We start from the raw sequence: 16,956 nt of genomic DNA on the forward strand, positions 1-16,956 counted from the left end.
TCCAGGCCGCCCGCCCGGCCGCGCACCACCCCCGATATCAAGTGACGCAGGTCACATCGAATCTCTGGGAATGCGGGAAATAACCGGGGACGGTTTCCCCGTTTAGCCATGTGTCCGAGCGAAACGGGGATGGATTCCCCGGATCGCGCCACAGTCTTCCTACACCTACGTCTGAGGAGTACGCCGTGGAGACCGCCACCCCCGTGAAGCGTCGCGTGCCCCGGCCCCGCGCCGATGCCCTGCGCAACCGGGAGCGGATCGTCGCCGCCGCGCGTGAGATGTTCGTCGAGTTCGGCCCCGACGTGCCGTTCGACGAGATCGCCCGCCGCGCCGGTGTCGGCAACGCCACGGTGTACCGCAACTTCCCGGACCGCGACGCGCTCGCGCGGGAGGTCGTCTGCTCGGTCATGGACCGCACGTCGGAGTGGATCGAGTCGGCTCTCGCCGAGGGCGGCGACGCCTTCCAGGCGCTGAGCGACTTCGTGCACTTCGCGGCGGACGAGCGGATCGGCGCCCTGTGCCCCATGCTCTCCGAAGCCTTCGATCAGCACCATCCGGATCTGTTCGCCGCACGCGAGCGGACCATGGAGATGATCGAGGCGCTGATGAGGCGCGCCCGCGAGGCCGGGCAGTTGCGTCCCGACGTCGAGTCCGGCGACGTGATGATCGCCGTCAGTCAGCTCACCCGGCCGCTGCCCGGCACCGCGTGCCAGGGCATCGACCGCTTCGTGCACCGTCATCTGCAGCTGTTCCTGGACGGTCTGCGGGCACCGGCCCGCTCCGTACTGCCCGGAGTGGCGGCCACCGTGGAGGATCTGCGAACAGCCTGACCAGCAGCCAGACCAGCCCGACCGATGAGATCGGCGCACAGCGCCAGTCCTTAGTCCGACAAGCTTCCGGAAGCTTGCGGCCGTCGACGAAGACGAGCCGCCGGCTCCCGTGACTTTCCCTCACCTTTTCACTGCGAAGTACCGGAGTGGGTATCCCCATGTCTGAAACAGGCACCTCAGCCTCGGCGAAGTCGGCGGCCGAACTCGCCGACGCACACAGCAACCGCTGGAAAGCGCTCGCGTTCATCGCGCTCGCCCAGCTGATGGTCGTCCTCGACGCGACCATCGTGAACATCGCGCTGCCCTCCGCCCAGCAGGACCTGGGGATATCGGACGGCAACCGTCAGTGGGTCATCACGGCCTACGCCCTCGCCTTCGGCGGTCTGCTGCTCTTCGGCGGCCGTATCGCCGACCTGTGGGGCCGCAAGCGCACCTTCGTCACCGGTCTGATCGGCTTCGCGGGCGCCTCCGCCCTCGGCGGCGCCGCGCAGAGCTCGGCGATGCTGCTCGGCGCCCGCGCGCTGCAGGGCGCGTTCGGCGCACTGCTCGCCCCCGCCGCGCTCTCGCTGCTCGCGGTGATGTTCACCGACGCCAAGGAGCGCGCCAAGGCGTTCGGCATCTACGGTGCGATCGCCGGTGGCGGTGGCGCCGTCGGCCTGATCCTCGGCGGCTTCCTCACCGAGTACCTGAACTGGCGCTGGACGTTCTTCGTGAACATCCCGTTCGCGATCATCGCCGCCCTGGGTGCGTACTTCGTCATCCGTGAGCCGGCCGGCGGCCGCAACCGCTCGCCGCTCGACATCCCCGGTGTCATCCTCTCCACCCTGGGCCTGGTCTCCCTGGTCTACGGCTTCACCCGTGCCGAGTCCAACGGCTGGAGCGACTCCACCACCATCGGTCTGTTCGTCGCCTCGGCGGTGCTGCTCGCGGCCTTCGTCTTCACCGAGTCCAAGGTCAAGGCCCCGCTGCTGCCGCTGCGCGTGATCACCGAACGCAACCGCGGCGGTGTCTACCTCTCGCTCGGCCTCGCGATCATCGCGATGTTCGGCCTGTTCCTCTTCCTGACCTACTACCTGCAGATCGTGAAGGGCTACTCGCCGGTCAAGACCGGCTTCGCCTTCCTGCCGATGATCGCGGGCATGATCACGGGCTCCACCCAGATCGGCGCTCGTCTGATGACCCGCGTCCCGCCGCGGCTGCTGATGGCACCGGGCTTCGCCCTGGCCGCCGTGGGCATGCTGCTGCTGACCCAGATGGAGATCAACTCCTCCTACGCGGGTCTGCTGCTCCCGGCCCAGCTGCTGCTCGGCCTCGGTATGGGTACGGCGTTCATGCCCGCCATGTCCCTGGCCACGTACGGTGTTCAGCCGAAGGACGCCGGTGTCGCCTCCGCGATGGTCAACACCTCGCAGCAGGTGGGCGGCGCGATCGGTACGGCCCTGCTGAACACGATCGCCGCCTCGGCGACCACCTCGTACATCAAGGACCACATCGCCGGTGCCGCCTCCAAGCCGCAGCAGCAGCTCGTCCAGCTGCAGGGCATGGTGAACGGCTACACCAACGCCATCTGGTTCGCCGTCGGCATCCTGGTGGTCGCGGCCACGATCGCCGCGACCCTCGTCAACACCGGCCGCCCGGACATGTCCGCGGCCTCCGGCGCGGGCGACGGTGTCGAGGACGAGGTCAAGGTGCCGGTGATCGCCCACTGATCACCCGTACCGCCCGTACCGCCGCTGGTACCTCCGGTGCTTCAGGTGCTTCGCGTACGGGCGCGGGGTGGGGACGCCTCGCCCGTACGAATCCCAGGGTCCGCCCCGGTTCCGAGTTCATCGGAGCCGGGGCGGACCCACGTCCACCCCCTGCCAACCGCCAACCCGCCAACCGCCAACCCGTCAACCCGTCAACGCAGCCAAGGCAGGTCCGCGCCCGCGTCCTTCGGCTGCAGCCCCTCGGCGATGATCCGCATGGCCTCGCCGAGGGCTTTGTGCTGTTCGGGCGTGAGCCGGTCGAAGAAGGCCTGCCGTACGGCGTCGACATGGCCCGGCGCGGCCTTGCTCAGCACCTCGTAACCGGCGTCGGTGAGGACGGCGAACTGGCCCCGCTTGTCGGAGGGGCAGTCCTCGCGGCGCACCCACCCGTTCTTCTCCAGGCGGGCGATCGCGTGCGAGAGGCGCGAGCGGGTGATCTTCGCGTTCATGGCCAGCTCGGTCATCCGCAGCCTTCTGCGCGGCGCCTCGACGAGCTGGACGAGCAGACCGTAGTAGACGTGCGGCATGCCCGCGTCGCGCTGCAGCTGACGGTCGAGATGGTCCTCGAGGAGGGTGGCGGCGTTCATGTACGCACGCCAGGTGCGCTGTTCCTCGTCGGTGAGCCAGCGCGGCTCTTCAGCGGAAGCGGATGCCGTATTCATGCACTCCACTGTACGAGCCCCTTCTTGAATGTTAAACAAATCGGGAGTATGGTTCCGCATGGAAGCTTGAGACTTCAAATAACTTCCCAATCGGTCTTACGATGGACCCCCCGGAGGGAGTAGCCGCCATGTCTGTCGCCACGTCTGCCGTCACCGAGGGGCGTGCGCCGCAGGAGCGCATGCCCGCCCTCTACCTCAGTCATGGCGCACCGCCGCTCGCCGACGACCCGATCTGGCCCGGAGAGCTGGCCGCCTGGTCCGCCGAACTGCCCCGTCCCAAGGCGATCCTGATGGTCTCCGCCCACTGGGAGGAGGCCCCGCTGGCCCTCGGCGCGGTCCAGACCGTACCGCTCGTCTACGACTTCTGGGGTTTCCCCGAGCACTACTACCAGGTCCGGTACGCGGCTCCCGGCGCCCCCCAACTCGCCGAGTCCGTACGGAAGCTGCTGCGCGCCCCCGGCGTTCCCGTCCAGGACATCCCGGACCGCGGCCTCGATCACGGCGCCTACGTTCCTCTCGTCGAGATGTTCCCCGACGCCGACATCCCTGTCCTGCAGATCTCCATGCCGACCCTCGATCCGGTGAAGCTGATGGAGATCGGACGCAAGCTGGCGCCGCTGCGCGACGAGGGCGTCCTGATCGTGGGCTCCGGCTTCTTCACCCACAACCTGGCCGCGCTGCGCCAGGGCGGCATTCCCTCCTGGTCGGTCGAGTTCGACGACTGGGGCCACCGCGCCCTGGACGCCCGTGACTGGGACGCCCTGCTCGACTTCGGCCGCAAGTCCCCGGCCGGCCTCCTGGCCCACCCCCGTACCGAGCACTTCGCTCCGCTCTTCGTGGCGATGGGCGCGGCGGACGCCACGGGCGAACTGGACGAGCAGCGGTCGGTGATCGACGGGTTCTGGCTGGGGCTGGCCAAGCGGTCGGTCCAGTTCGGCTGATCCAGCGGTCCTTCGGGCTGATCCGGAGGACCTCCCGCTAGAGGCCCTTCTCGTACCAGGCCACATCCCAGTACCGGCCGAACTTCCGGCCCACCTCCCGGTACGTGCCGACGTGCCGGAACCCGAAGCGTTCGTGCAGCCGCACGGACGCTTCGTTGGGCTGGGCGATGCCCGCGTAGGCGCGGTGCACGTCCTCGTCGGCGAGCGCCTCGAAGAGGGCCTTGTAGAGCAGCGTGCCGACGCCCCGGCCGCCCGCGTCCGGGGCGAGGTAGATGGTGACCTCGACGGACGTGGCGTAGGCGGGCTTGGGGCGGAAGGCGCTGGATGTGGCGTATCCCAGAATTCGCTGTGCGTTCCCGGGAGTCCCCTGTGAGTCCGTGTCCGTGGCAACCATCAGGCGGTGCGGGCCGTCTTCAGGGTGGGAGAGCAGCCAAGGGCGTCTCTCTTCCGAGGTGAAGACGGCAGTGTCGAATGTGATGGGCGTCTCACGGATGTAGTGGTTGTAGATGGCCGTGAGGGCGTCGAGGTCGGCCTCGACTCCTGGCCTGACCTGCACCTCTGTACGTTCCGTTGGCATCCGACCTCCCACTGTGGCGGCACAGGGTACTGCATGATCAGAAAAAGAGGGGGGCGGGTTGGGAATTCTGTCCGGATTCCAGTCGTTGTTTCCTTCGGATGCCGGGCACTCGGAAGAGTGTCCGAGCCGCCACTAGGACCCGCAAGCCCACCATCGCAAGGGAGCACGCATGGCAACCCGTGCCGTCGCCCGTCGTCAGTCCGCCACCGGCGAGACCAGCGACGCGGCACGCAGTGTTCGCGCCGTAGGCGGCGAAATCGCCGACCGCGACCTGGTCGGCATGTACCTCGACGAGATCGCGCGTACGCCGCTGCTCGACGCCGCCAAGGAAGTCGAGCTGTCCCAGATCATCGAGGCGGGTGTGTTCGCTCGGCAGATCCTCGACGACGAGGTCGATGCCCCCAAGGCGGACGCGACCCGCGAGGAGCTCGAGGCGCTGATAGCCGAGGGGGAGCGGGCCAAGGACGTCTTCATCCGCTCCAACCTGCGGCTGGTCGTCGCCGTGGCCCGGCGGTATCCCCGTAGCGGCCTGCCCCTGCTCGACCTGATCCAGGAGGGCAACGCGGGCCTGGTGCGCGCGGTCGAGAAGTTCGACTACCGCAAGGGCTTCAAGTTCTCGACGTACGCCACGTGGTGGATCCGTCAGGCCATCACCCGCTCCATCGCCGACCAGTCGCGCACGATCCGCCTCCCCGTGCACCTGGTCGAGGAGCTGGGCCGGATCCGTCGCGTGCAGCGCGAGTTCAACCGCAAGAACGGGCGCGAGCCCGAGCACGCGGAGATCGCCGCCGAGCTGGACTCGACCCCGGAGCGTGTGACGGACGTCCTGGACTGGGCCCGCGACCCGGTCTCGCTGAACATGTCGGTGGACGACGACGGCGACACCCAGTTCGGTGACCTCCTCGAGGACACCTCCGCGGTCTCGCCCGAGCAGTCCGTCCTCACCCTGCTGCGCAGCGAGGAGCTCGACGACCTGATCGGTCGCCTGGACCAGCGCACTGCCTCGATCATCAAGATGCGGTACGGCATCGACGACGGCCGGGAGCGCACACTCACGGAGGTCGGCAAGGAGCACGGGCTCACCCGTGAGCGCATCCGACAGATCGAGAAGCACGCGCTGCTGGAGCTGAAGAAGCTGGCTCGCGACACCGGTTTTGACGCGGTGGCTTAAGAATGTCCGTGGTTCGTGCGGTTTGCGTGGTTCATGTGGTTGGTGCGCCACGTATGGTTCGTACGGGTTCGACGGATCTGACGGACCTGATGGCCGAAGGTCGGCCATAAGTCGACCGGACATGGCCATGTAACGCCGCTTAACTCGCTGGGCTCTGGGCACAAGACTTCAGGGCCCAGGGTTCAGGGTCCCGGGGCGAAGCCCCAAGACCCCCCAGAACCGAGTCCCGACGCACTCCCCCCCCGCGCCGGGACTCTCCAGAGCCGAGCTTCGGCGCCTTCCCCCCCCTGGCGCCGGGGCTCGGCTCCTTTTTGCGCAGGGTTCGTCGGGGTCGGTCGGGGCTCGTTCGGGGGATGGTCCGGGACTCGTTCCCGGGCAGCGGTGGTTTTCGGGCAGCCTGACGGGCCACCCCGTACCTGAACCCCGGGGTGACCCGGATGGCAGATTGTGCCACAGGGGCATAACCTGCCGTCCGTGACCGGTACCAACCGTGCGGCCCGCGCGTCCGACCCCCGCGTTCCGGGGGGTTCGTCGTCGGCCGCTCGTGCCGGGGGTTTTGACGAGGTCCGCTCCGACGTGGCCGCCGCTCCCGGGCTCTCGCTCACGGAGCGACGCAAGGCCGCCACCCGGATGGAGATCGCGCGGGCCGCGGCGGGGCTCTTCATGAGGCACGGTCTGCGCGCCACCCGCGCCGAGGACATCGCCCGCGCCGCCGGTGTCGCGCCACGCACCTTCTACCGCTACTTCGCCAGCAAGGAAGAATGCCTCGCCCCGCTCTTCTCCGCGGGCGTCGAGAAGTGGGCCGAGGCCGTACGCGACGCCCCGGCCGACCTGTCCGTGCCGGAGGCGCTTCGCCACGCCGTCGTCCAGACCCTCACCCCGGGCGTCGGGGTGCGACCGGAGTCCATGGACTGGGCTCGCGCCCTGCTTCGGCTGGCCGAGGGGAGCCCGGCGCTGCTGAGGGTGTGGGGCGAGGCCTGTCAGGGCGCGGAGCGGACACTGGCGCGTGTGCTGGAGGCGAGGGCTTCCGCGGCGGGCGGCGGGGTGGGTGCCCTGGCCGGTGGCAGGGCGGAGTTCCGGCTCGGTGCCGCCGTGGCCGGTGCGGCCGTTCGCGTGGCGGTGGAGGCCTGGGCCGCCGGGGACGAACCGGCCGACGGTCCGGCCGGGCCGGTCGCGCTCGCGGTACGCCATCTGGAAGCCCTGCGCGACTTCCCCTGGGGAGCCGTGTGAGCGCGCCGCGGACCGGTCGGGCCCGCGCGGGGCTCACCCGGCCCTGACGCCGCGCCCTTCCCGGCGACCGCCCTCCGACCCGTCTTCCGTCCCGCCCCCCGACCCGTCTTCCGAGCCACCTGCCGCCCGAGTCAGGCGCCCGCCCAACTCCCGTACGCACTCGACCAGTTCAGCCGGCCGTCGCACCGAGAACTCGCAGTCGACCATCGCGAGCCGTACCGCCAGCCACTCCACGGAGTCCCCGGCGGAGGAACGCAGCAGACAGCTGCGCTCGTCGATCGGCTCGGGCGCGCCGAACCACTTGGGCAGGCGGGCCGCGACGAACGCGGCGGGCGCGGCGAAGGCGACCTCGAAGTCGTACGTCTCCTGGCGCCCGTACATCGACTGCCGCAGGTACTCGGCCGCGCTCCCCGTCGGCAGTTCGCGTGGCGCGAAACGGACGCCGATCGCGAAGGGCTCGGCGATCCGGTCGACGCGGAAGGTGCGCCAGTCGTCGCGGTCGAGGTCGTAGGCGACGAGGTACCAGCGGCGGCCGGTGGAGACGAGGCGGTAGGGCTCGGCCAGGCGTCGTGAGGGGGTGTCGTCCCCGGAGCGGTAGGCGAACCGCAGCCGTTCCCGCCCGGTCACCGACGCGGCGATCACGGTCAGCGTCTCGGGCGCGATGCTCGCCCCGTCCCCGCTGGTCAGCGGGGTGGTCGCGGCCTGGAGTGTGGACACCCGGTGACGCAGCCGGGACGGCAGGACCTGCTCCAGTTTGGCGAGGGCCCGTACGGAGGCCTCGTCGACGCCCTCGACCGCGTGCCCGGCGCCGGCCCGCAGCCCCACCGCGATCGCCACCGCCTCCTCGTCGTCGAGCACGAGCGGCGGCATCGCCTTGCCCGCCACCAGCCGGTACCCGCCGTCGGCCCCTTTCGTCGCCTGCACCGGATAGCCCAGCTCCCGGAGCCGGTCGATGTCGCGGCGGACGGTACGCCGGGACACGCCCAGCCGCTCGGAGAGCTCGCCGCCGGGCCATTCGCGGGGCGTCTGGAGGAGGGAGAGCAGCTGGAGGAGCCGGGCCGGGGTGTCCGTCGTCATGTTTCCAGGGTGCCGCACATCTAGGACGTGATCTGACCTAATAGGGGTCTACCTTCAAGCCATGACCTCCACCGAGACCACTCTCAGCAGTCCGGCCGAGCCGCCGCAGGGACCGGCAGCCGTGGCCGACCGGCGGCGCTGGTTCGCGCTCGCCATCGTGATGACCGCGGCCTTCATGGACCTGGTCGACGTCACGATCGTCAACATCGCGATTCCCTCGATCCAGCGGGACGAGGGCGCGTCCTTCAGCCAGATCCAGTGGATCACCGCCGGCTACGCGCTCGCCTTCGCCGCCGGGCTCATCACCGGTGGACGGCTCGGCGACATCCACGGCCGCAAGCGGCTCTTCCTGGTCGGCATAGGCGGCTTCACGATCGCCTCCGCGCTGTGCGGCTTCGCCGCGAACCCGGAGATGCTGGTCGCCTCGCGCATTCTTCAGGGCGGGATGGCCGCGCTGATGGTGCCGCAGGTGCTGTCGATCGTGCACGCGACCTTCCCGGCGCACGAGCGGGGCAAGGTCTTCGGTCTCTTCGGAGCGATCGTCGGTCTGGGCGCCGTGTCCGGCCCTCTCCTCGGCGCGCTGCTCACCGAGTGGAACCTCTTCGGTCTGGAGTGGCGGCCGATCTTCCTCATCAACCTGCCGGTGGGCATCGCCGCGCTGATCCTGGGACGACGCTTCATCAGCGAGTCCAAGGCCCCGAAGGCCCTCAAGCTCGACCTCGTCGGCGTGGCCCTCGTGACGCTGGGCCTGCTGATGCTGCTCTACCCGCTGACACGCGGGCGTGAGCTGGGCTGGCCGCTGTGGGGGTACGTGTCGATGGGCGGCGCCCTTCTCGTCTTCGCGGCGCTGGTGGCGTACGAGAAGCGCAAGGCGGCGCGGGACGGATCGCCGCTGGTCGAGCTGTCCCTGTTCAAGGTGAAGAGCTTCGCCGCGGGCATCGCCGTCCAGACCGTCTTCGGGGTCGGCCTCGGCATCTTCTTCCTGGTCTGGACGCTGTACATGCAGGTCGGCCTGGGCTGGAGGCCGCTGCGGGCGGGGCTGACCGGGGTCCCGTTCTCGATCGCGGTCTCGGCCGCGGCGGGCATGTCGGTGCAGCTGCTCGTCCCGCGATTCGGGCGCAAGGTGCTCCAGGCGGGCGCGCTGATCATGGCGGCCGGGGTGCTGCTCTACATCTGGGAGTCCGAGCGGTACGGCCTGTCCATCGCCTCCTGGCAGATGGCGCTTCCGCTGGTCGTCATGGGCGCGGGCATGGGCTTCATCGTGGCCCCGCTGACCGACGCGGTGCTGTCGGAGGTACCGCGCGAACACTCCGGTTCGGCGTCCGGGCTCATCAACACCGTGCAGCAGATGGGCAACGCGCTCGGACTCGGCCTGGTGTCCGTGGTCTTCTTCGGACAGATCGGCGACCACTTGACCCGCGCCCAGGTGGGCCCGGCCTTCGTCAACGGCTTCCAGCACGCGCTGGGCTGGGTCGTGGCGGTGATGGTGGCGATCTTCCTGCTGATGTTCGCGCTGCCGAAGCGGCCGGCGCAGCATGTCGAGGGGGCGGAGGAGGACAACCCGGCCGGCGAGCGGGAGAGCGCGAACCCGGCCGCGGGCGCCCCGGTGTCCGACAGTGAGCCGGTGCTGCTGGGCTGACGTCCTGGTGCCGACGCCCTGGTTGTGTGCCCGTCCTCCGCCGGAGGGCGGGCACACCTCGCTGGGGAGTGGTTCAGCGTTTCTTGAGAGCACACGTTGATATACGGTGACGCCATGTCATCGAGGGAACACGTCACCCCCCGTGAAGCGGTGGTGTCCGGGGCGCCGCGATCCTGGCTTCCCACGTTGTCGGCACTTTCGCTCGAGGAGGTCGCGGCCCTTGATGACGCCGTTCTACGGCCGTCGATCGAGCGCTTGACGTATCGCGTCGGCCGTCCCGTGTCCACGATCGCGGGCAGCGAAGGCGGTTAGGCCCGCGGATGCGTCTTCACCACCTTTCCAACCCCGTCCTGGACGCGCTGAACTCCGTCACCGAGAACGAGGAAGCCGTCGGATTTCTGCTTGAGGCGGAGTCGAGCCGACGACTGTTGCTGTTGCGCGCGATCTTGGACGCGGCGGCGGACGCCGACGACGTCCGTCGGGCCTGGAAGCTGCTCGAAGCCGCCGAGCGGGCGGACCCGACGGCCTTCCGTACGGTGCTCCTCGACCCGCAGGTGGGGGTGTGGGCGGCGAGCCTGCTGCGCAGACTGTCCCGCCCGGATCCGGCGGCGACCGAGATCGAGACACCGCTGCACGTGGAGCTGGGGTTCCTCGGACAGTTGGCGGCAGCCGTGTTCATCGCCGCCGGGGCCGACTTCCGTGCGTGTGTGCCGGTGCGGGAGGGGCGGGTGTTCCTGCCAGGCCTTGGCCGGGCCACGGTCGGTGGCGATCTCTGGGGGACCGCCGAGGTGTGGGGGCGGGACGGGGTGGTCCGGGTCGGCGCGGGCGGCGTGACCGTGACGGTGCCGGACGAGACGGAGACCGACGCCCCGGGATGGGAGGGGCAGCGGTGGCTGCGCGCGGAACACGCGGGAGTCGGCCTCACCCTCGCCCTCGACGACCTCGGACCCTATGCACCGGTGCCGCAGCTGACGGCGCCCGGACGTCTCGCTCCCGCGCAGTTCGCTTCCTGGCAGCGCTGGTTCGAGCGCATGTGGCCGGTACTGGTGGAGGATCACACGGACGGCGCCCTGGCCTTGGCCGCGGGCTTGCGTTCCGTCGTTCCACTGCCGCGGGGCGAGCGGCTGCGCGCACGGGCGGCTTCGTCGAGCGACGCGTTCGGGTGCCTGCTGCTGTCCGAGCCGGACGAGGACGAGGACGTCCTACCGGCGCAGCTCGGGGTCGCCGTCCTGCATGAGTTCCGGCACACCCTGCTCAACGGCCTCATCTTTCTCACGCCGCTCTTCGATGAGTGCGACGACCTGTTCTACGCGCCCTGGCGCGACGATCCGCGCCCCCTCGGGGGGCTGGTCCATGGGGCCTATGCCTTCTCGGGGGTCGCGCACTACTGGCGCACGCGCGGTCCGGAAGGACTTGCGGGCTTCGAGTACGCGCTGTGGCGGAGCGCTGTCCGCACGGTGCTCGGGACCCTGCGCGACCACCCCGCACTGACTCCCCTGGGGCGCTCGCTGATCGGCGGCCTGGACCAACAGACCGCGCCCTGGCATGCGGAGCCGGTGGGAGCGCGTGAACAGCGCCTTGCGCACCTCGCGGTGGTCCACCACCGTGCGACCTGGCGTGTGCATCACCTCCATGTGCCCCCGGCGCATGCGAGGGAGCTGGCTGACAGCTGGCGGGCGGAGCGGCGCGTGGATGTCGGCATGCGCCCCGAGCGCGCGTTGCGGGCCGATTCGGGCGCCTGTCGGCTCGACACGCTCGCGCTGCTGGCGCGCCTCAGCCTCATCGCCCCCGGCGAGTTCGACGCCCTGCGCGCGGCGGAGAACCCGGCGAGGAGGGTGCCGGGTGTCGTCCACGCCGATCTGGCGCTGGTGGACGGCGACGCCGCGACCGCGGTCAAGCTGTACACCGAGGAACTCATGGGTCCGGTCGCCAGACCCGCCGCCTGGGCCGGACTTGGCCTCGCGCTGGCCGAGTGTGGCGAGCGAGCCGCCGGGACCGCCCTGATCGAACGGCCCGAACTGGCCCTGGCCGTCAGCCGGTCGCTGTCCACCCCGCCCGATCCGGTGCTTCTGGCTCACTGGCTCGCGGAGTAGGGGCACGTGTCGGGCCGGTCCCGAGCCGGGCGGCGCGGATTTTGTCACAGAGGCATCGGATCGATGTCGCAGTCCGCGCGGTGGTCCCAGTCCGCGGCCTGGGCGACGGCCGGGTGGCCGCTGCCCAAGGTGCGGTGGAGACGGTCGCGGGTGTCGCGGTGCAGTGTCTCCGCCTCCTCGTCCCGTCCCACGGCCCGTAGATCCATGGCGAGGTTCGCGGCGCAGGCCAGAGTGGAGGGGTGTTCGTCGTCGAAGACCTCCCGGGACCTGCGGAGTGTTTCGGTGTCGAGGTCCAGCGCGCCGGCCGCGTCGCCGAGCGCGTAGTGGTCGCTGGCGAGATTGGTGCGGCACACCAGCGCGGAGGGGTGCGTCGCGTCCAGAGTCTGTGTGAGCTGATCGAGGGCCACGGCGTCGATGTACTGTGCGGCCGCGGCGTCGCCCAGGAGCCGATACGTGATCGCGAGGTTCGCAGCGGCGGACAGGGCATGCGGGTGGTGCTTGCCGTACGTCTCCTCGTACCGCCGGCAGATCGCCGTACCCAGACGCAGTGCTTCCTCCAGGTCTCCCCGGTGGCGCAGGTGGATGGTCAGTTCGAGGGTGGCGGCCATCGACTCGGGGTTGCGGTCGCCGTACCGGCGTACGAGCTCCGCGCGAATGCGCTGCGCCGTCGCCGCGGCCTCCTCGTGCTCGCCGGCCTTGCGCAGGGCGACGGCCAGGAGGCGGATGCAGGACAGGGTGAACGGGTTGCTGCCGCCGAGCAGCGTGGTGGCCTGCTCGGTGATCTCACGGTGGTAGGTCAACGCTGTTTCGTAGTCGCCGAGTTCACGAAGATCGACGATCATCCCGAGCCAGGTGCTCAGTGAGTCGATGTGGTCCTGGCCGAAGATCTGGATGCGGTTGCGCCAGGTCTGCTGGTCCAGTTCGTAGGCGCGGGCGAACTTCCCCACCAGGCGCAGGCTCACGCCGAGGTTGTGCGCGGCCCGCAGAGTCTCCGGGTCGTCCGGACCGATGAGTTGCAGGGACTGCTGGTGCACGGAGTCGGAGAGTTGGAGGGCCTCGGTGAACGCGCCGCGCACGCGGTGGTCTATGGCGACGTTGCCGAGCGCGGCGAACGTGTCCTGGTGGTGGGGACCCAGCGACCTGAGATGTGCTTCCAGCGTCTTCGTGTTGAGCTCGGCAGCCTCCTTGTAACGGCCCATGCTGAACTGGAGGAACGCCAGCCAGCGAGCGATCTGCAGGGTCTGGGTGTGCTCCGCGCCCAGGCGACCGGACCAGTCGTCGTAGGCGGTTCGGGCGAGTTCCAGACAGGACTCGTAGTCCCCCCAGCGCCGCAGGTACTTGACCTCGTTCACCACCAGCCTGCGCACCCAGGTCTCGTCGGACTGCACCGCGCCGGAGACGACCACGTGGGGATAGAGCGCGCCGTACCGATCCCAGCGCAGCGCGTTGCTGGGGTCGTTGGGGTCGCTCGCCACCAGCAGCATGTGCGCCCCGTGCCGCATGGTGGCCCGGTCCTCCTCGGTCATCCGGAACTGCAGCGCCGCCTGCACCAGCCGGTGCATCTGGAGGGAGTTGGTGCGGTGGTCGAAGCGGGCCAGGGAGTAGCGGCCGATGTCGCGGATGGCCTGGCCGAGCCGGATCGGATCCTCCAGGGCGGTGTCCAGCTCGGGGGTGATGGGACTGGGCGGCATCCGCATGAACATGGTTCGCGCGATGGGTTCGGGCGCGTAGAAGGAGCACACCTGAAGCAGCTGGTACGCGGCCGGGCTCTTGGCCTCCAGCCGGTCCAGGGAGATGTTCCAGGCGGCTATCACCGGATGCTGGTTGCCGAGCGGCGCGGTGCCGCGCAGCAGGTCCACGCGCTTCTCGTCGAGCAGCCGCAGGTACTCGTCCACGGGCATGCCCGTCTCCGCGTGCCAGGCGGCGGCCTGCTCGATGGCGAGCGGCAGGTCACCGAGTGCCTCGGCGAGCCGGTCGGCCTCCGCGTCGCTGATCTCCGGTCCGCGTACGCGCAGCAGCTGTTTGCTCTCCTCCCGCATGAAGACGTCGACCTCCAGCGGCCGGGCGACGGAGGCCCATTGGGGGTTGCGCGAGGTGACGAGGATGTTGCCCGGCCCTCCGGCCGGGAAGAACTGCCGTACGGATTCCGGGCTTTCGGCGTTGTCGAAGACCAGGATCCAGTTGGTGTAGGGCACGCCGATGCGCAGCGCCTCCAGGACCGAGGCGACGGTCGAGGAGACGTCGGACCCGGTCGGCAGGCCCAGGCGCGGTGCCAGTTCCACCAGGGACAGGGAGATCTGCGCGGTGCGCTCCGCGGAGATCCACCAGACCACGTCGTACTCCGCCATACGACGGTAGAGGTACTCGACGGCCAGCAGGCTCTTGCCGACGCCGCCCATGCCGTGCAGCGTGTGGGGCAGCACGGCGGTCGCCTTCTCCCGCAGCAGCCGCTGGTGCAGCTTGTCGAGGAGTTCCTCGCGGCCCGTGAAGTTCGGATTTCTGGGCGGGATGTTTCCCCAGATCGTGGGCGTGCTCCTGGTACGTCCGTTGCCCACCGTGCTCGCCGGGGCCTGCTGCGGCATCACCGGCCTCCTCTTCCCCTGATCGGTCCGACGGTCGGCGTCGCCCGGGGGCCGGGCGGCGGCATCGCTGGGTGCTGTGGATGGTGCGGGTGTGGTGGTGCCGTGCTGCTGTGCGCGCTGCGGGCGTTTCCGATCGGCCGGGGCGGCCGCGAGGGCCTCGTCGACCTCCCTCGCCGGCTCCAGGAACGGCCCGGACAGGGCGTGGAGCACAGCGCTCTCCGCCATGAGCCACGGCCCGGACTCCGCGTCGACCGGCGGGAGTCGGTGCACGGCGGCCCCGCGCAGCAACCGGGGCAGTCGCCACAAGTGTTCCCCGCCGGATCCCTGGCGATCCCCGATCAACTCGACTACTCGCACCACATCGGTACGCCGTCCGGTGGCCAGCAGCTCCTCGCGGATCCCGGGGGCGAACGCGAAGGTGGTGTGCCCGCCGTCCGCCGGCCGGACCAGGCCGTGCACCAGCAGGTGGGCGACGTCGGTGAGGGAGGTGCCGGGCAGGAGCGCGCCCCGCACCTCCTCGATCAGCCCGGCGCTGAGGGGTATCGCGGAGAGCATGGTGGCGAGCGTGAACACGCTCCGGGGCACGGACGACTGGAAGCGCGCCACCCGAGCCGCCGGGGTGGGGACGGGCTCCGCCGCCGTCGGACCGGCGGGTACGCGTGCGCGGGGGAACATCACCGTCATCGGCAGCCACGACGGCGGGCCCCCGCCCAGCAGGCCGGACCAGGCGTCCAGCCAGCGGGGGGTGAGTTCGAGCACGGGCACCGCCACGTCGGGGCGGTGGGCGGGCGGCAGGCCGTGGACATCGGGGCCCAGGCCGCGGGGCCGCCACCGCATCCGGTGGTTGGCCACGCCCGGGGCGGGCGAGCGCAGCAGCACCTGCCAGCCGCGCAGTCCCGTCGCGTGCCACACCGGGTGCGGCAACAGGTGGATCAGCGCGAGCGGTCCGGACTGGCCCCAGCGGCGCAGCAGCGGTTCCACCTCGTGGCTGCGCCAGCGCGGGCCCGCGCCGTCGGTCAGGAGCAGGGTCAGCCGGGTGCCCGCACGGTGACGCGGCAGGGTCGCCGGGTCGGCACTGTGCCCGTGCGGCAGCCTGTGCGTGGTGATCCGGCCGAAGGTCCCGCACCGATGCAGTGCCGTGGCGAGCTCGTGGACCGTCCGGTGCCAGATCCCCATCGTCGGCCCGGCGTCGGCCACCACCGCCACGTCCCGGACGGCGGTGCGGCCGAGCGCGGTGCCTATGTGCCGCAGGGCCTCCGGGAGCCCCGGTGGGAGAGCCGCGGGAAACGGGCCGGGCCCGGTCATGGCTCCTCCGGCGCGGTCCACTGCCAGAGGGTGTCGACGGCCTCCTGCCAGTTGCCGCCCTCCGCCACGGCCTGGAGGACACCGTCGGCGGCCAGGCGGAGTGCGTCCAGGAACCGTTCAAGGACCGGTCCCTCGGCGGCGGCGGCCCGTTCGACGAAGGCGTCCACGGCGTCCGGCGCCGGGCCGGGACGTCCGGGCTCCGTCGGGAACCGGTTCGCGGCGATGGCGCGCAGCAGGTCCGGGCCGGGCCGCTGGGACCGCAGGGTCACACAGCGGCGTACGAGATCCGATGGCAGATCCCGCTCACCCGTGGTGGTGATGACCACCACGGGGAAGGCACGGCAGCGCACCGCTCCGTCCGGCAGCGGCACCGCGGCCGACGGATCGTCGTGGGACGACACCCGTGGGCCGGTGGAGCCGGCGCCGGGCAGGGCGAACCCTCCGGCCGTCAGTACCGTGCACAGGTCCTCGGGCAGGCCGATCTCGGCCCGGTCCAGCCGGTCGATCAGCAGCACACGGGGCCTGCGGTACGGCAGGAAGGCGGTACCCAGTGGCCCGAGCCGGATCCCACCGCCGTACTCGCCCACGTCATGACCCTCGTACGGGCCGTCGTACAGGCCCTCCCGGAGTGTGCTCAGAGAGGTGATCGGCCAGCGCAGGACGCGGCCGAGGCCGAGCTCCTCGCTGATGCGGTAGGCGAGGGACGACTTGCCGGTGCCGGGCTCGCCCGTGACGAGCAGGGGGCGGCGCAGGTGCAGCGCCACGTTCACCCGTGCCACCTCGTCCGGCGGAGCCGGCAGTGGCTGCCTGATGGTGCCCAGCGCCGCGGGGGCGCACGGGTCGTCGACGGGTGGCGGGGGGAGTTCGGGGCCGCCGCCGAAGCTGCGCCAGGCCGGTGCCTGGGGCCACTCCTCCGGTGTGGCACCGGGCAGCCCCGTGCCTCGGTACAGTCCCCACGACTGGCTGTTCGGCGGCATGAACGGCGTCCCTCCGTACGGCGACTGGGCTGCGATGAACGGACCGGTGGCGCCGGTCCGCACTGCTGGTCGGTGGTCGTGGATCCGCACTGCTGGTCGGTGGTCATGAAACCGCACTGCTGAT

Annotated in this window: 13 protein-coding genes; 8 read left to right on the plus strand and 5 right to left on the minus strand. The window is 70.6% G+C overall.

The annotated features are described in order from the left end of the window. Positions 1-185: 185 nt before the first annotated feature. A complete protein-coding gene (locus SMIR_RS21760) occupies positions 186-830 on the plus strand; it encodes a TetR/AcrR family transcriptional regulator (protein ID WP_168492605.1) in 645 nt (214 codons plus the stop codon). A gap of 158 nt (positions 831-988) precedes the next feature. Then, positions 989-2,539 (plus strand): MFS transporter, encoded by a 1,551-nt coding sequence (locus SMIR_RS21765; protein ID WP_211118732.1) that lies wholly within the window; start codon positions 989-991, stop codon positions 2,537-2,539. Positions 2,540-2,730: 191 nt separating this feature from the next. Here SMIR_RS21765 and SMIR_RS21770 read toward each other — a convergent pair whose 3' ends face one another. Continuing rightward, the gene (locus SMIR_RS21770) at positions 2,731-3,240 is read right to left on the minus strand and encodes a MarR family winged helix-turn-helix transcriptional regulator (protein WP_168492601.1); all 510 of its coding nucleotides are present in this window, start codon (positions 3,238-3,240) and stop codon (positions 2,731-2,733) included. 179 nt (positions 3,241-3,419) lie between these two features. Here SMIR_RS21770 and SMIR_RS21775 point away from each other — a divergent pair, with 179 nt between their 5' ends. Then, positions 3,420-4,181 carry a dioxygenase family protein gene (locus tag SMIR_RS21775; RefSeq protein ID WP_168501096.1) on the plus strand — a complete coding sequence of 254 codons (762 nt, stop codon included), beginning with the start codon at positions 3,420-3,422 and terminating at the stop codon, positions 4,179-4,181. A 37-nt stretch (positions 4,182-4,218) separates the two neighbouring features. On the opposite strand, the gene SMIR_RS21780 is transcribed toward SMIR_RS21775, so the two are convergent. Then, positions 4,219-4,758: a GNAT family N-acetyltransferase gene (locus tag SMIR_RS21780; protein WP_168492599.1), complete on the minus strand. Its 540-nt coding sequence runs from the start codon at positions 4,756-4,758 to the stop codon at positions 4,219-4,221. Positions 4,759-4,927: 169 nt separating this feature from the next. Here SMIR_RS21780 and SMIR_RS21785 point away from each other — a divergent pair, with 169 nt between their 5' ends. Continuing rightward, positions 4,928-5,929: a sigma-70 family RNA polymerase sigma factor gene (locus SMIR_RS21785; RefSeq protein WP_168492597.1), complete on the plus strand. Its 1,002-nt coding sequence runs from the start codon at positions 4,928-4,930 to the stop codon at positions 5,927-5,929. 630 nt (positions 5,930-6,559) lie between these two features. Beyond that, entirely contained in the window at positions 6,560-7,159 is a 600-nt protein-coding gene (locus SMIR_RS21790) for a TetR family transcriptional regulator (RefSeq protein WP_168501095.1), read from the plus strand. 33 nt (positions 7,160-7,192) lie between these two features. On the opposite strand, the gene SMIR_RS21795 is transcribed toward SMIR_RS21790, so the two are convergent. Further along, a complete protein-coding gene (locus tag SMIR_RS21795; RefSeq protein WP_212727264.1) occupies positions 7,193-8,236 on the minus strand; it encodes a helix-turn-helix transcriptional regulator in 1,044 nt (347 codons plus the stop codon). Between the two features lie 61 nt (positions 8,237-8,297). Between SMIR_RS21795 and SMIR_RS21800 the strand changes: the two genes are divergently transcribed. From SMIR_RS21800 to SMIR_RS21805, 3 genes are all read left to right on the plus strand, one after another. Continuing rightward, positions 8,298-9,875 carry an MFS transporter gene (locus SMIR_RS21800; protein ID WP_211118731.1) on the plus strand — a complete coding sequence of 526 codons (1,578 nt, stop codon included), beginning with the start codon at positions 8,298-8,300 and terminating at the stop codon, positions 9,873-9,875. Positions 9,876-9,989: 114 nt separating this feature from the next. Further along, positions 9,990-10,187: an FxSxx-COOH-like cyclophane-containing RiPP peptide gene (locus SMIR_RS45145; protein ID WP_494486397.1), complete on the plus strand. Its 198-nt coding sequence runs from the start codon at positions 9,990-9,992 to the stop codon at positions 10,185-10,187. Between the two features lie 8 nt (positions 10,188-10,195). Continuing rightward, entirely contained in the window at positions 10,196-11,968 is a 1,773-nt protein-coding gene (locus tag SMIR_RS21805) for an HEXXH motif domain-containing protein (protein ID WP_212727265.1), read from the plus strand. Positions 11,969-12,012: 44 nt separating this feature from the next. Here SMIR_RS21805 and fxsT read toward each other — a convergent pair whose 3' ends face one another. Further along, positions 12,013-15,855 (minus strand): FxSxx-COOH system tetratricopeptide repeat protein, encoded by a 3,843-nt coding sequence (fxsT, locus tag SMIR_RS21810; protein ID WP_249938457.1) that lies wholly within the window; start codon positions 15,853-15,855, stop codon positions 12,013-12,015. Continuing rightward, a complete protein-coding gene (locus tag SMIR_RS21815; protein ID WP_212727266.1) occupies positions 15,852-16,832 on the minus strand; it encodes a MoxR family ATPase in 981 nt (326 codons plus the stop codon). The genes fxsT and SMIR_RS21815 overlap by 4 nt, the downstream gene beginning before the upstream one ends. Between the last annotated feature and the right edge of the window lie 124 nt (positions 16,833-16,956).

Origin of the sequence: Streptomyces mirabilis (assembly GCF_018310535.1) — a bacterium.
Classification (GTDB): domain Bacteria; phylum Actinomycetota; class Actinomycetes; order Streptomycetales; family Streptomycetaceae; genus Streptomyces.